General features: G+C 60.0%; 14 protein-coding genes. 7 read left to right on the top strand and 7 right to left on the bottom strand.

Annotated features, from left to right (window positions below):
• Positions 1–61: 61 nt before the first annotated feature.
• From NKH02_RS02725 to NKH02_RS02700, 6 genes are all read right to left on the bottom strand, one after another.
• Positions 62–1,963, bottom strand: a complete 1,902-nt coding sequence (locus NKH02_RS02725; RefSeq protein WP_352876161.1) for a nitric oxide reductase activation protein NorD — start codon at positions 1,961–1,963, stop codon at positions 62–64.
• A gap of 9 nt (positions 1,964–1,972) precedes the next feature.
• The gene (locus NKH02_RS02720; protein WP_352876158.1) at positions 1,973–2,782 is read right to left on the bottom strand and encodes a CbbQ/NirQ/NorQ/GpvN family protein; all 810 of its coding nucleotides are present in this window, start codon (positions 2,780–2,782) and stop codon (positions 1,973–1,975) included.
• A gap of 73 nt (positions 2,783–2,855) precedes the next feature.
• The gene (locus NKH02_RS02715) at positions 2,856–4,202 is read right to left on the bottom strand and encodes a cbb3-type cytochrome c oxidase subunit I (RefSeq protein WP_352876155.1); all 1,347 of its coding nucleotides are present in this window, start codon (positions 4,200–4,202) and stop codon (positions 2,856–2,858) included.
• Between the two features lie 19 nt (positions 4,203–4,221).
• The gene (locus NKH02_RS02710) at positions 4,222–4,674 is read right to left on the bottom strand and encodes a c-type cytochrome (RefSeq protein WP_352876153.1); all 453 of its coding nucleotides are present in this window, start codon (positions 4,672–4,674) and stop codon (positions 4,222–4,224) included.
• Positions 4,675–4,819: 145 nt separating this feature from the next.
• The gene (locus NKH02_RS02705) at positions 4,820–5,092 is read right to left on the bottom strand and encodes a cytochrome C oxidase subunit IV family protein (protein WP_352876150.1); all 273 of its coding nucleotides are present in this window, start codon (positions 5,090–5,092) and stop codon (positions 4,820–4,822) included.
• A 5-nt stretch (positions 5,093–5,097) separates the two neighbouring features.
• Positions 5,098–5,652, bottom strand: a complete 555-nt coding sequence (locus NKH02_RS02700) for a cytochrome c oxidase subunit 3 (RefSeq protein WP_352876147.1) — start codon at positions 5,650–5,652, stop codon at positions 5,098–5,100.
• A gap of 107 nt (positions 5,653–5,759) precedes the next feature.
• On the opposite strand from NKH02_RS02700, the gene NKH02_RS02695 reads away from it, so the two are divergent.
• From NKH02_RS02695 to NKH02_RS02675, 5 genes are all read left to right on the top strand, one after another.
• On the top strand, positions 5,760–5,915 hold the full coding sequence (locus NKH02_RS02695; RefSeq protein ID WP_352876145.1) for a hypothetical protein: 156 nt from the start codon (positions 5,760–5,762) through the stop codon (positions 5,913–5,915).
• Between the two features lie 1,352 nt (positions 5,916–7,267).
• Entirely contained in the window at positions 7,268–7,813 is a 546-nt protein-coding gene (locus NKH02_RS02690) for an iron transporter (RefSeq protein ID WP_352876142.1), read from the top strand.
• A gap of 104 nt (positions 7,814–7,917) precedes the next feature.
• On the top strand, positions 7,918–8,277 hold the full coding sequence (locus NKH02_RS02685; protein ID WP_352876139.1) for a cupredoxin domain-containing protein: 360 nt from the start codon (positions 7,918–7,920) through the stop codon (positions 8,275–8,277).
• Entirely contained in the window at positions 8,274–9,122 is an 849-nt protein-coding gene (locus tag NKH02_RS02680) for an FTR1 family iron permease (protein ID WP_352876138.1), read from the top strand. Before NKH02_RS02685 ends, NKH02_RS02680 begins: the two co-directional genes overlap by 4 nt.
• Before the next feature lie 2 nt (positions 9,123–9,124).
• On the top strand, positions 9,125–10,534 hold the full coding sequence (locus NKH02_RS02675) for a 4Fe-4S binding protein (protein ID WP_352876405.1): 1,410 nt from the start codon (positions 9,125–9,127) through the stop codon (positions 10,532–10,534).
• 11 nt (positions 10,535–10,545) lie between these two features.
• Here the strand turns inward: NKH02_RS02675 and NKH02_RS02670 are convergent, their stop codons facing one another.
• On the bottom strand, positions 10,546–11,661 hold the full coding sequence (locus tag NKH02_RS02670; protein WP_352876135.1) for an NnrS family protein: 1,116 nt from the start codon (positions 11,659–11,661) through the stop codon (positions 10,546–10,548).
• A gap of 89 nt (positions 11,662–11,750) precedes the next feature.
• On the opposite strand from NKH02_RS02670, the gene NKH02_RS02665 reads away from it, so the two are divergent.
• Both NKH02_RS02665 and NKH02_RS02660 read left to right on the top strand, forming a co-directional pair.
• Positions 11,751–12,407, top strand: coding sequence for a hypothetical protein (locus NKH02_RS02665; RefSeq protein ID WP_352876133.1), 657 nt, complete (start codon positions 11,751–11,753; stop codon positions 12,405–12,407).
• 151 nt (positions 12,408–12,558) lie between these two features.
• Positions 12,559–13,035, top strand: coding sequence for a cupredoxin domain-containing protein (locus NKH02_RS02660; RefSeq protein ID WP_352876402.1), 477 nt, complete (start codon positions 12,559–12,561; stop codon positions 13,033–13,035).
• The last annotated feature ends 13 nt before the right edge of the window (positions 13,036–13,048 follow it).

Here is a 13,048-nt window from a genome sequence, read left to right as displayed (position 1 = left end):
AATGGGTCCAAGAAGGTCCGATTGTAGCAGGTGGGTCTTTCGAGCATCGCGGCCACCAGCTCTAACCGGCAAGGCAGCGATAGATGGCGGGAAGCGCCGCCGGCAACTTTGCAATGTTGCCGACAACCGCGTAGCCGTTCTGCCCGAACAGCGCCGGCACGTAGGACCGGGCTTCCCTGTCAACGGTCACGCCGAAGACCCCAAGGCCACTGCCGCGCGCCTCGACGACGGCGCGGCGGCTGTCTTCCAGTGCGAACCGGCCTTCATAATGATCGATGTCGTTGGGCTTTCCATCAGTGAGCACGAGCAGCAGCTTCTTGTGATTGGGCTGCCTCGCCAGTTCCGCGCTTGCATGCCGCACTGCTGCTCCGATACGCGTGTAGTACCCCGGCTTCAATGCCGCGATTCGAGCCTCCACCAGCGAGCTCATTGGCTCATCGAAGGCCTTCACCGCTTCAATGCGTACCCAATCGCGCCGCCGTGACGTGAACGTCAGGATCGAGTGGTTGTCGCCGCAGGCGGCCAGCCCGTTCGCCAGAACCAGGAGCGCCTCCTTCTCGACGTCGAGAACCCGGCGATCGTCGAACCATGCATCCGTCGACAACGAGACGTCGACGAGGATGGTTACAGCGAGGTCGTGCGTTTGCGGTCGGCTCATCAGGTGGATGCGGTCGCTGCCCTGTCCGCCTGCGGCCAGATCGCCGCGAGCACGCACGACAGCGTCGAGATCGAGATCGGCACCGTCGAGTTGGGCGCGCAGCATCTCGCGGCGCGGCCTCAGCACCTCGAATTGGCGCCGTACGCGGCGTATCAAACGCCTCGTCTCCGCATTCAGCGCCTCGGTGGAACCAAATCTGGAGGCCGGCCCGGCCAGCACCCGACAATGGTCCGGAAGATAAGTGCCCGAGCGGAAATCCCATTCCGGATAGGTTCGTTCCGCCGTCAGCAGCGTGCGGTCCAGCGCCTCCGGCGGCAGGTCGAGGTCAAAGAGGAAGCGCGAGGCTGGTCTGCCCTTGCGCTCGCCCAGCGTGATGTCGTCGAGATCTTCCGCGGCCTTGGAATCGTGATCATCGCTGTCATCGGCAGGACGGTCGACGTTGACCATCTCCGCCATGGCGAGGATCTTTTCAAAACGGTTGAGGATGAAGGGACTTCGCTCCTCCTTGCGGTCGTCCTGGTTCTCGCGAACGGCAAGCTGGCGCTCCATCCCCGCGCCCGCTACGTCGCTACCGCCGCCCACAGGATCGTCGTCGCCGCGTCGCGGAGCCGTCTCAGGTCGCAACAAGGCGTCGGGCCACAATGGGATGGGGAGCATGGGCAGGTAGCCGGCTGGGGCGCGATGCGGAAAGATGGCCGACTGCATTTCGTCGCATTCCAGGGCGCCCTTGTGAAGAAGGCCCGTAATCCGGCTCTCGACTAGCGCCTCGACTGAAGGAAGCGGGCCACGACGCCGTGCCGCCAGCATTTCGGCGGCAAGTCTCCGGTAACGTCGCCGCAGTCCCGGAAAGTTCACCAGCACGCGAGCCACCGTTTCTTCGGCGCGTGCGAGCGCGGCAAGATCGCGTTGCAGCGGGTCGTGCTCGGCGACCGGATCCAACCGCATCACCGCCAGGTAGGCGGCCAGCCAGATGTACATATCGCGGTTGAGATCTTTGTCGGGAAACAGGTCGATCGACCCCGGCAGCATCAGCGACGCGCTATCGCGCGCAGGCTGGGAGAGTTTTTCCTCGCCGAGCCCGATGCGTTGCCGCCAACCGAGCCGATGGCCGGAGGTCTTGCCGCGCATTGCGGCGATCTGAACCGCGCCATCGCCACCGAAGGCGCGGAAACAGACCGCGAGAACCGACTGCATGTCTGCCAGACTTGCTGCATGGTCAGGGTGACGGGGCCATGTGTGCGCTCGGCCGATGAGGCGGTGCCACATCCGGCCGACCGTCTCTTCAAACTCAAGAAAATCAAGCATGGTCGCGCTTTAGCGGATGAGGGAATCGGCGAGTTCGATCAGAGCCGTCTTCACATCCGGCTCATCTGTCAGCGGCTCGATTATCGCAGCGAGCACGGCCTCACGCACCGGCACACCGGCATCTACGAGGGTTGCGCAATAGACGAGCAAGCGGGTCGATGCGCCCTCCTCCAGATCGTGGCCGTTGAGGGCACGAATCCGTTGCGCCAGTTCGACCAGGGGCGCGACCTTCGCTTCGGCGAGTCCGCTTTCGGCGGAAACGACGGCGATCTCTTCGGCCTTGGGCAGGAAGTCGAATTCGATGGCGATAAACCGCTGGCGGGTGCTCGGTTTCAGACTCTTCAGCAGGTTCTGGTAGCCGGGATTGTAGGAAACGACGAGCATGAAGGTGGTCGGCGCGGCCAATTGCTCTCCAGTGCGCTCCAGAGGTAGGATTCGGCGATCGTCGGTGAGCGGATGCAACACCACGGTGACGTCCTTACGTGCTTCGACTATTTCGTCGAGGTAGCAGATGCCACCTTGGCGCACCGCACGTGTAAGCGGCCCATCGACCCAAACCGTGTCACCACCCATCAACAGATAACGGCCGGTGAGATCGGCTGCCGCCAGGTCGTCGTGGCAGGACACTGTCGAAAGCGGCAGGCCGAGTTTCGCGGCCATGTGGCTGACGAAACGTGTCTTGCCGCAGCCGGTGGGGCCTTTGAGAAGCAGCGGCAGCCGACGCGTCCAGGCATGTTCGAACAGGCTGCATTCGTTGCCCGACGGGCGGTAGTAGGCCTTGTCCGGAACGGGGCGAATATTCGGCAACGCAATGGTCATGGCAGAATTCCATAAGGGAGGGCATAGCTGTCGGGTGCATGGTCCCGGACGGTCCGGGGCCATGCACTTGTCGTCACTCGGCGGGCTGCAGGATGCGCGCCGGCTTCTCGCTGCGCTCGCGGCCGGGCACCAGCACGGCCCAGGTGAATATCAGCGCGGAGATGACCACGAAGACGCCGGAGCCAAGGCGGACCCAATAAAAGGGCGCGAGTTGGTCCTGAACATCCATATAGCTCTCGCCCAGCACGCGCTGGAGATGCACCTGGATGATGCCCGCGAACGTCAGAGCGAAGGTCATGACCGACATGGCCGTGACCATCATCCAGAAGCTGACGATCGAGAGCCATTGATTGTAAGGCGCGCGACCTCGGATCTCGGGAATGGCGTAAGCCATCATCGCCAGGTTGAGCATCACATAGGCGCCGAAGAAAGCGAGATGCCCGTGAGCGGCCGTCACCTGCGTGCCATGAGTGTAGTAGTTCACCCAGGACAGCGTGTGCAGGAAGCCCCAAACGCCGGCGCCGAAGAACGCCATGACGGAGCAGCCAATCGACCAAAGGAGCGCCGCCTTGTTGGGGTGATTGCGTCCCGCCTTCCAGGTCATGTGGAAAGTGAAAACCACCATCGAGAAGAAGGGAGCCACCTCGAGCGTCGAGAACAGTGAGCCGATCCACTGCCAATAGCCGGGCGCGCCGATCCAGTAATAGTGGTGGCCGGTGCCAAGGATGCCGGAAAACAATGCCAGGCCGACGATGATGTAGAGCCACTTCTCGACCACCTCGCGATCGATGCCGTTGAGCTTGATCATCAGGAAGGCCAGAATCGATGCCAGGATCAGTTCCCATACGCCTTCGACCCACAGATGGATGACATACCACCAGTACATCTTGTCGAGGGCGAGGTTGGAAGGGTTGTAGAAGGAGAACAGGAAGAAGATCGCCAGCGCCCAGAGGCCGAACAGCAGGATGTTTGTGATCGTGGTTTTGCGGCCCTTGAGTGCTGTCATAGTGATGTTGAACAGGAACATCAGCACGACCAGGACGATACCCACCTTGATGGCGAAGGGCTGTTCGAGAAACTCGCGGCCCTCGTGGATCCTGAACATGTAGCCGACGACGGTTATCCCCGCCGCAATGAAGAAGGTCCAGAACTGAACGATGGCCAACCTGGGGCCGAACAGTTCGGTTTCGGTCTCCTCGGGCAGCAGGTAGTAGGTCGCACCCATGAAGCCCATCAGCAGCCATATGATCAAAGCGTTCGTGTGAATCATCCTGATGACGTTGAACGGCAAGATCACGGATAGCGTGTTGGGCATGATATAGACCGTGCCTGCCAGCACGCCGAAGGCGAGTTGCGCCAGGAACAGGACCAGCGCACCGTAGAAATAGGTCATCGCGACCTTTTGCGTCTTATATTTCATCTCTCTCTCCTAAGGCGCCTCAGCCAGCATCGTTCGGCGGCCACTTCTGCGTCTTGATGTGGCTTGTCCACTCAAGGAAGTCGGCCAGGTCGTTCAGCTCCTGGTCCGTCAAATTGAACTGCGGCATCTGGCGCCGCCCCTCGATCCCCGAGGGCTGGGCGGCCATCCAGGCCTTGAATGTTTCACGGGCACCCGTGGGATCGGTCTCGCCGCCGAAGCGCTTCCACACATTGCCGAGTTCAGGTGCGAAATAAGCCCCCTCGCCCAGGATCGTGTGGCAGTTGATGCAAGAATTCTTCTCCCAGATGTGCTTGCCGCGCGCCACGGATGTCGTCAGCTTCGATTCATCCGTCGAAGTCGTGCGCATGTAGTAGTGACTATGGGCCGTGAGCCCTATGAAGATTGCGAAGAAGAAAATCGATCCGCCGTAAAAGACGTTTCGAGCTCCCGTTTTTGTGAGGCGTTCGGCCATCAGCCGATCCTTTCCAGACAGAGTCCCGCGAGCGCGGAATGGATCCATCCCCGCGCAACGGCCGCCGTTCCACAGTTGCCGCGCCGTATGTGAGCCTTCTATGAGTTTGGCAGAGGCGTTCTTTGCGATTTGGCAAACAAACGGCTCAGCCCGCGGCAGCCGCGGCGAGGATGGCCTTCGCAGCCGCGGCAAGGGCAAGGGCCATGCACCAGCCGATAAGGGCGCGACGCATCCTTATGTCTTGCCGCATGCGCATGAAATCCAGGATCACGAAGCGGGCCTTGAACATGGCGAAACACAAGACGAGCGCGAGCCCGGCGGTATTGCCTGCGAAGCGCACTGCCAGGACGCTTGCGCAGGTGAGCGAAACAAGCATCAGCCAGGCCCGCACGAGCTGCTTGCGGGCGCCCTCGGACATGCCGGTCACGCCAGGTAGACGAGCGGGAACATGACGATCCAGATCAGATCGAACACGTGCCAGAGCGTGGTGATGAGAAGCACGTTCGGCCGGTCCGCTCGCCAGCTGACCAGGAGCAACACCATCGCGCCGAAGAGCACGTGCAACAGGTGGAATCCGGTGAGGAGGAAATACAGTTCGAAGAAGGAGCCGTAGCCCTCCTCACCGGCGCGGCCGATTTCCCCGCTATATTCGAACAGCTTGACAGCAACGAACAGGAAGCCGAGCAGAGCCGCGAAAATGAGCGCGCGCCGCACCTCGTTTCGTGACGCACTTGGTCGTGCCGCGCGTGCCGCCTGCCAGCCGCTCGTGAGGAGAACCGCCGTGTTCAATGCCGCAATCGCAGGATCGAGATGCTGTCGCGCCATGGCGAACTTGTCCGCTTGAACAATGCCGGCGACCATGAAGGCGACGAGCAGGCTTCCGAATGCGGCAAGCTCGCTCCACGCCAGTATCCAGAGTAAGAGATCGCCGGCGCCGGGAGCCTCTTCGTCCTGCGCGGACGAAACCATCATGTCCATGCCGCCTCTTAGGCACAGGCTCGCGGGGCTTCTTTGCGCTTGCGCAAGGTAGCGCGCATGAAAATCGGCAGGATCGCGCTGAAAGCTGTCAACCCATGGAGTCGGCGATGAGCAGCGCTCAGATTGGTCTTTCTGTCACCACTCCGATCATCGTCGGCTTCGCGCTGCTGCTCTATCGGATCGGCGTTCTCCAGCGCACGGGAGCGGCGTCCGCGGTGATCGCCTCGATCGCGATCGCGGCATTGCTCTTCTTCAACCAGTAAAGATTGCTTCCAACGCCGGCGTGATCGTCGACTCCTGAATATCCTCGCATCGCCCGTCTCGAAGAAGACGTGGTCCGCCAGGTATCAGCTCAGATTTTCGGTGAAATTGCTGGAGAAGCCGCCACTACCAAGATGGCTCATGCTAAAATCAAAATCCTTAGGCCCCCAATCAGATCGACAATGGCCGCCCAGCCGCCAGTGGCCACGCCAGCAGCGACGACTCCCAGAATGGGTCCAAGCCAATTTCGCGCCAACTGGTGTTCCATCTTGGTTATGCAGGACACCGTATGTCCTGCGCTTCGATCAACGCAGCGACGTTTTGGTTATCCAGAAAAGATCTTCTCCGTCTGGCAATCATCCGCTCCCGTATCCGATTAAAGATGCGGGTGGACCTGCCAGGTCATGCAAGCTCCAGTTCGTTCTCACTTATCGGCACGCAACAGTGGAGCAGACGTTCCACCGACCTTGAGTGATCCGACATAAGTTCGGCGAGTTCGATCTCTCGTGCGCGTCCGAACTCGGCATAACCCGAGAGTGCTTCTCGCGCGCGTTGTCGAGCCTGAGCAACTCGGGCATTCGGGTCCATGGTCAAACGGTCACAATTCATGATGCGCATCGGCTTGCCGCCGCATGCGCGTTCGACCCCATACCGACGGAATCGATTTCGATGGCCCAGCACCCTGACTGGCAACGGTTGCGGCGAACTGATCAATCACCCTCGCCTGATGTCGGAGGATTCGGCCGTCACTGGCGCCGGTCGAGACGGATACGGCAAGGAAATCTCGTAAGGTCAGTCGAGGCGAAATCCCGAAGCGCCAAATATGAGGTGGCGACCCGTAATCAGGGGAACTTTAAGCACAGGCCCCTCCTCATTCCATCCCTGAATCGGTGAGCCCGCGACATATGAATGACTCTTCAGCGTGCCTTGCCAGATCGTCGGGAAATCAACGCCCCTACTTCGTCTCAGATTGCATTCCCTGACAAGCCTGGAGACAATATCGGCCAAAGGGCGACCTCTTCGATAAACTGATGATTTTGAAAGAACTCATGATCTCAGGCGCCCGCATTGATTCAAATCAATATGGCTCGGACATTTCGCTCACTGGTGTCGCCAGACTCGAATCTCCTACGGTCGCTGCATAGCCGATCGACGGGATCGACCGATCAATCGCAAACCGCGGCAATATCTTAGCGTCGGACATATTCGGCATCAAAAACGCGAGTCTTTGCGGTAGCGCAAAGAACCCTTTCATTCGCGGAATAAGCAGACAAATAGGTTCATGTTTTCGGCTTGTCGATCCGGGACAAGCTGGGCCAACCTCATCCTCGCCGTCGTCAGCAAAGGAACTCGCATGTCCCGTCAGTTGATTTTGTTTTCATCCTTCGCCGCTCTGCTGGCAGGCGCTTCAGGAGTTTGCGCGATGGAATATCCCATCGGTCAACCCAAGCTGTTGAATGGCATGGAAATTGGGGCTGTCTACCTCCAGCCGATCGAGATGGAGCCAGCCCACGTCATGAGGCCCGCGGCTGATTCCGACATTCATATCGAGGCCGATATCCATGCAACTCGCAACAACGCCAATGGCTTTGCCGAAGGCGATTGGATCCCCAATCTCAAAATCGAATATTTGCTGACCAAGCTCGACGACAATCAGCAAACTAGCGGTGTCTTCATGCCCATGGTCGCTAGCGATGGTCCGCATTACGGCGACAACGTGAAGCTGATGGGACCGGGCAAATACAATCTACGCTATTCGATTATTTCGGCAGGATCCGAAGCGTCCTCGCATTTCGGAAGACATGTCGACAAGGAAACGGGCGTTGGAGCTTGGCCCGACACGTTTCGTCTCGAATACGAATTCATTTACGCTGGCGTAGGCAAGAAGGGTGGCTACTAGACCGGGTTGGCTGGCCCATCCGCATGGCGCGGGTTCATTCCGTATAGCCGCTAGCCGTTTCCTTGAACGCAACGCGGTGTGGCAAAACCAGGGACACAGGCAAGATGACCCTTTTCCAGTACCCGAAGCTGGTCGCCATCGCGGCCTGCCTTCTGTCGACCGTGCATACCGCGGTGGCCGATGAAGATCCGATCTTTGCCATCGAGTTCAGAGATGGTGAAATTACGCCACGATCCCTTGAGGTGCCGGCCAACGCGCGTTTCAAATTGGAGCTTCGCAATACCGGATCGAGTCCTGTCGAGTTTGAAAGCGTCGAGCTGCGCAAGGAAAAGGTGCTGGGCCCTGGTGTGACGTCCTCCATCGTTATCCGGCGCCTTGATCCGGGCGAATATCAATTCTTCGATGATTTTCATCCGGACATGCCGCCCGCGACGCTCGTCGCCAGGGACTTGGCGATCCGATGACCGCTCGGTTCGGACAGATCGCTTTCGTGGTTTGGCGCGAGAGCACGGAGGCACTTCTGGTCGTCGCCATCCTGCACGGATGGCTGGCGCACCATGCCGGCGCGAGAGTCGCCACCGGTCGGTACTTCCTTTGGGCCGGCGTCGCGGCGGGCATAGGCGGTGCGGCATTTCTTGCCGCGGTTATCCTGTCCTTGGCAAACCTGTTCGAGGGCGATCGCGAAGACTATTTTCAGATCGCCATGGCCGGTTTGGCGGCCTTGCTCATTTTGCAGATGGTCATCTGGATGCACAGGCAAGGCCGCGGGATGAGGAAGGAGCTTGAACGCGATGCGGAGCGTGCCCTGACCGGCGGCAATTGGTTAGGTCTCTTTTCCTTGGCCGCGCTCGCTGTCATGCGAGAAGGCAGTGAAACGGTGATTTTCCTTTACGGTATCCTGGCGTCTGGCAGCGAGACGCACCGGACCGAAAGCATCGCCGCCGTGGCAACGGGTTTTGCTTTTGCCGCAACCTTCTACTGGCTAATTCAAGTGGCCGCCAGGCGCTTCCCCTGGTCCGTATTCTTCGGTGTTACGGAAGTGTTTCTGTTGGGGCTGGCCGCGTCACTGCTGATGACCGCACTTGACCGTGCCATTGGGCTGGGACTGATCTCGCCACTGTCCGAGCCCTTGTGGGACACGTCCTGGCTTCTGGACGACACCGGCAGGTTGGGCAGCTTCATTGCCGCGATGACCGGCTATCGCGCCCGTCCGGAGTTGATGCCGATCCTGGTCTACTCGCTCTATTGGATCGCCGCCGCTGCACTGCTGCGACCAGCCAGACAAGGTGCCGCGGAACCGACCTCATGACGATGCACGTCATACCGCAACGGCACGTTCGCTCGGTTCCGCCCGGCGACATCTGGCAAAGACTGGGACGTTGGCTTCAACGCCATCAGGGATCGATCCGGGCCGTGCAGTGGATAGTCGTGCTTGTCTACGGCATTCTGCTCGTCGTGCCGGTCTTCCTGCCCCTTCCGGACCACTTTGCCTATCTGTGGACCAACTTCACGCGTTTCGCGCAGTTCGTCTTCTGGGGTATCTGGTGGCCGCTCGTGCTCTTGAGCACCGCGCTGGTTGGGCGGATGTGGTGCGGGATCCTCTGTCCCGAAGGAGCGATAACCGAATTTGTCAGCGGCCATGGACGTGGCCGGGCGATCCCACGCTGGCTGATGTGGCCCGGCTGGCCCGCAGTGGCTTTCGGCTGCACCACGCTTTATGGTCAGATGACGAGCGTTTACCAGTATCCCGCCCCGACGCTGCTGATCCTCGGCGGCTCGACGGTCGCGGCCGCCGTGGTCGGCTATTTCTACGGGCGCAACAAGCGTGTGTGGTGCCGCTATCTCTGTCCAGTCAGTGGCGTCTTTGGACTGCTGGCCAAGCTGGCTCCGCTGCATTTCCGTGTCGATGCGCCGCTCTGGCAACAGTCCCAGCTCTCCGGCGCAAAGCCCGGCGCCGTCAACTGCGCGCCGCTCGTGCCGTTCAAAACCATGCGCGGCGCAAGCGATTGTCACATGTGTGGGCGCTGCAGCGGTTTTCGCGGAGCAATCCGTCTCGCACGTCGTTCGCCGAACCATGAGATCGTTCATGTCGCCGGGAACGTTGCCAAACCCTGGGAAACGATACTGATCGTGTTCGGCCTCATGGGTCTGGCCGTTGGCGCATTTCAATGGTCAGTCAGTCCTTGGTTCGTCCCTGCGAAGCAATGGATGGCGGAACGGCTGGTCGAAAGCGGGGTGGTCTGGCCGCTCGAAGCAACAGCGCCTTGGTGGGTGCTCACCAACTATCCTCAGAGGAACGATGTGATGACGCTTCTCGACGGAACACTGCTCATCGCCTATGTGCTTGCGACTGCTGTCGCCTGCGGCATGTTGACGATATCCATGCTGGCCCTTGCCACACGCAGCCTTGGGTCCTGGCAAATGGCGAGATTCCATCATCTCGCTCAGGCGCTGATACCCTTGGCCGGCGCGGGCGTCCTTCTAGGCTTGTCAACACTCACTGTCCGCCAACTCCGTTCGGACGGCATCGAACTTCCATGGGTCAGCCTGCCGCGGGCCACGATGCTTGGGCTGGCGACTTTTTGGTCGGGGATTTTGTGCTGGCAAATAACGGGACTCTACAACAGAGAAATTGGCCGGCGGGCGCTCGTGGTGTTCCTCGTCGGGCTGGCCATGTTGGTCGCGGATGCCGGCTGGTTTCTGCTCTTTTGGGTTTGGTAGGCGGCATCATCTCAAATGCGCGGTATGAGCATTCTACGGAAAGCCACCAGAAACAGACCGAACGCTACAACCCACAACGTGCCTGAAAGCATCGTTAAAGACGCGCCGGAGCCAGGCAGCAATTCGACAAGAAGGCGAGTCAGGCAGCACATCGTCATCGCGACGAACGCGCCGGTCACCGGAACCGAGATCGCAAAGGGGCGGCGGCTGTGCTTGCGGATCATGCTTGCCATGATGGCGAGAACCATCGTGCCGATGGCGCCGATCGTCCAGGCATGAACGGCAGCCGCCTGCCCCAGGCTCGCTGGCGCGAAAATGTGGATCGCCAGAAGTCCGAAACCGGCGATGATCCAGCCATATCCTATGTGAAGGGCAAGAACTGTCGACGAGGCCGCGCTTCGCCAGCCATTCCATTGGGTGACTCGCATCGCCTGCAGGCACGCGGCAAGCGCACTGGCAAGGCCGGTGAGTTGTGTCTGCGGCGCAACAACCCACAAACCAAGGGCGCATGCCGCGACAGCCGCTGCCGCGTACTCCAAAACCGCGGAACGGTTGACGGAGATCCGACCGCCCGCGGTCTCGACATAGGCCACCGTCAATGCCGGGACGACGCGTCCTCCGATGATCATGACGAGGCCGATGATCGAAGCCAAGGCCAGGCGCAGAGCGAGTTCTACTTGGTAGGACGCCGCGGCAAGTATGTTGCCACCACAAAAGGCAAGCAGCAGAAACAATATCTTCAGGTTGCGGCGGTCGCGGCTGGTGATCACCCGTCCCGCCGCGATCAAGAGGACCGTCAGCACCAAAAGCGCCGAGAGGGCAAGCCCGGCCGAATGCGACAGGAACAGGAAAATCCCACGGCTGCACAGCCATAGAGCAACCAGCAAACGCGTGGTGAGTGGCGACATCGCACGTCGGTCTGTCCATCGAGGCAGCGCCGTCAACAGAAAGCCAGTCAAAATGGCTGGAACCATCCCGAACAGAAGCACGTCGCGATGCCAGTCACCGGGAGATATCCCGGTCGGGCCGATGGCCGGTATTCCGAGCGCAGACGGCAGCCAGACCACCGCGCCTACAATCGCGTCCAGCCCCGCGATAAGAAAAAATGGTCGGAACGGCGCCGACATCTGCCTCTGCTTTGCGTCGAAAGCGAGCACACTCCCGTCGGTAGTCATGCAACGATTCCTCTACGGGGGATGAGTGACACGACATCCTCGTGCCGCTTCGCAACTCGCAAGATCGGCGGTCGAAAAAAGCCGATCCGAAGGCAATACTGTCGATGATCGATCTCCGTGTTTGCTCCTGCGCAAACAGGCTGCAAAATGGTCGATTACAGTCAAAAACAATTTTCGGGACCGGGTCGGCCAACTGGAAAGGCGCGCTGCGTCTGTTCGCGCCGCGAAACGTTTGCCCTCGCCCTGCGCTGACGGCTGAACCGGACGTCGGCAGATTTGATTGGCCGCGCGATAGGAGCAAAGAAGATATGAAGCAGAACGTTCCATTAAGTAGCATTGACGGCGGCACCCGGGGTTTTGCCGACGTGGCCGTTGTCGGTCGATTGGCAAATTTGATCAAGAATGCCCGGCTCGACTGTGAGTGCCGTTCGAGACTCGACGAGACGCTGGCGCGATTTGCGGCTCTGGAAGTCCGGCGCATCGCGCGCGAACATCTTGCCATCGCCCGTGGCCAACGCGAGCGCATCAAATCGATCCTTTTCTTCCTGCAGGATCTCGATGAAATGGGCGCGGCCGAACGGGATCGCAGCGTCTACGTGGATCTCGCGCTCCTGTTTGACGATATCGCGAGCACTGCAAAGGAAGGTGCCTTCTCGATGCGGCAACTCAGTTTGTCGGCGGTGCCGACCGGGCCATAGGTGATCAACCGCAAGAGCTGGCGAGGGCTGGAGGCGCCCCTACGGATCCTGTTCCGGCGATCGTCGACCGCGGTCCGAAGAGAGCCCGCTGCCACCTCCGATATGAGTGAAACTCAACATTTCGCAAAGGAGAAATCGCGTGAAGAAATGCATGATGCCAACAGTCGCCATGGTCCTCTTCGCCGCCCCGGCGCTTGCGACGGGAATGCATTCCGGCACTCATGACGGCCATGAAATGATGATTATCGGTCAGCCGGGCATGGCGGCCAAAGTAGACCGTACCATCGCGATCGGCATGGTCGAGAACGAAGATGGATCGATGGCGTTCGATCCGGTTTCAGTCACTGTGAAAAAGGGCGAGACGGTGCGTCTGGCCTTCACCAATGAAGGCGAATACGACCATGAATTTGTCATGGATACGCATAAGCGGGTGATGAAGCATAAAATGGCGATGGAGAGCATGCCCGAGATGCGACACGTTGATCAGAATGCGATCCGCATCGGTCCCCAAGGAAAAGGCGAGATCGTCTGGACCTTTACCAGTCCCGGCCAGTTCGACTTCGCCTGCCTGATACCGGGTCATTACGAGCTTGGAATGAAGGGGGCACTCACGGTCACTGCCAACTGAATCTTGGGATAAC

Source organism: Mesorhizobium sp. M1396 (assembly GCF_040317725.1).
In the GTDB taxonomy this organism is placed as follows: domain Bacteria; phylum Pseudomonadota; class Alphaproteobacteria; order Rhizobiales; family Rhizobiaceae; genus Mesorhizobium.
This window is presented reverse-complemented; position numbering and strand designations above follow the sequence as displayed.

Bases quoted from the DNA above. Each gene is read 5' to 3' on its own strand.
- NKH02_RS02685 (WP_352876139.1), top strand. From the start codon at position 7,918: ATGACCCTTTTCCAGTACCCGAAGCTGGTCGCCATCGCGGCCTGCCTT.
- NKH02_RS02675 (WP_352876405.1), top strand. From the start codon at position 9,125: ATGCACGTCATACCGCAACGGCACGTTCGCTCGGTTCCGCCCGGCGAC.
- NKH02_RS02670 (WP_352876135.1), bottom strand. From the start codon at position 11,661: ATGTCGGCGCCGTTCCGACCATTTTTTCTTATCGCGGGGCTGGACGCG.
- NKH02_RS02715 (WP_352876155.1), bottom strand. From the start codon at position 4,202: ATGAAATATAAGACGCAAAAGGTCGCGATGACCTATTTCTACGGTGCG.
- NKH02_RS02710 (WP_352876153.1), bottom strand. From the start codon at position 4,674: ATGGCCGAACGCCTCACAAAAACGGGAGCTCGAAACGTCTTTTACGGC.
- NKH02_RS02690 (WP_352876142.1), top strand. From the start codon at position 7,268: ATGTCCCGTCAGTTGATTTTGTTTTCATCCTTCGCCGCTCTGCTGGCA.
- NKH02_RS02700 (WP_352876147.1), bottom strand. From the start codon at position 5,652: ATGGACATGATGGTTTCGTCCGCGCAGGACGAAGAGGCTCCCGGCGCC.
- NKH02_RS02695 (WP_352876145.1), top strand. From the start codon at position 5,760: ATGAGCAGCGCTCAGATTGGTCTTTCTGTCACCACTCCGATCATCGTC.
- NKH02_RS02680 (WP_352876138.1), top strand. From the start codon at position 8,274: ATGACCGCTCGGTTCGGACAGATCGCTTTCGTGGTTTGGCGCGAGAGC.
- NKH02_RS02705 (WP_352876150.1), bottom strand. From the start codon at position 5,092: ATGTCCGAGGGCGCCCGCAAGCAGCTCGTGCGGGCCTGGCTGATGCTT.
- NKH02_RS02720 (WP_352876158.1), bottom strand. From the start codon at position 2,782: ATGACCATTGCGTTGCCGAATATTCGCCCCGTTCCGGACAAGGCCTAC.
- NKH02_RS02725 (WP_352876161.1), bottom strand. From the start codon at position 1,963: ATGCTTGATTTTCTTGAGTTTGAAGAGACGGTCGGCCGGATGTGGCAC.
- NKH02_RS02660 (WP_352876402.1), top strand. From the start codon at position 12,559: ATGATGCCAACAGTCGCCATGGTCCTCTTCGCCGCCCCGGCGCTTGCG.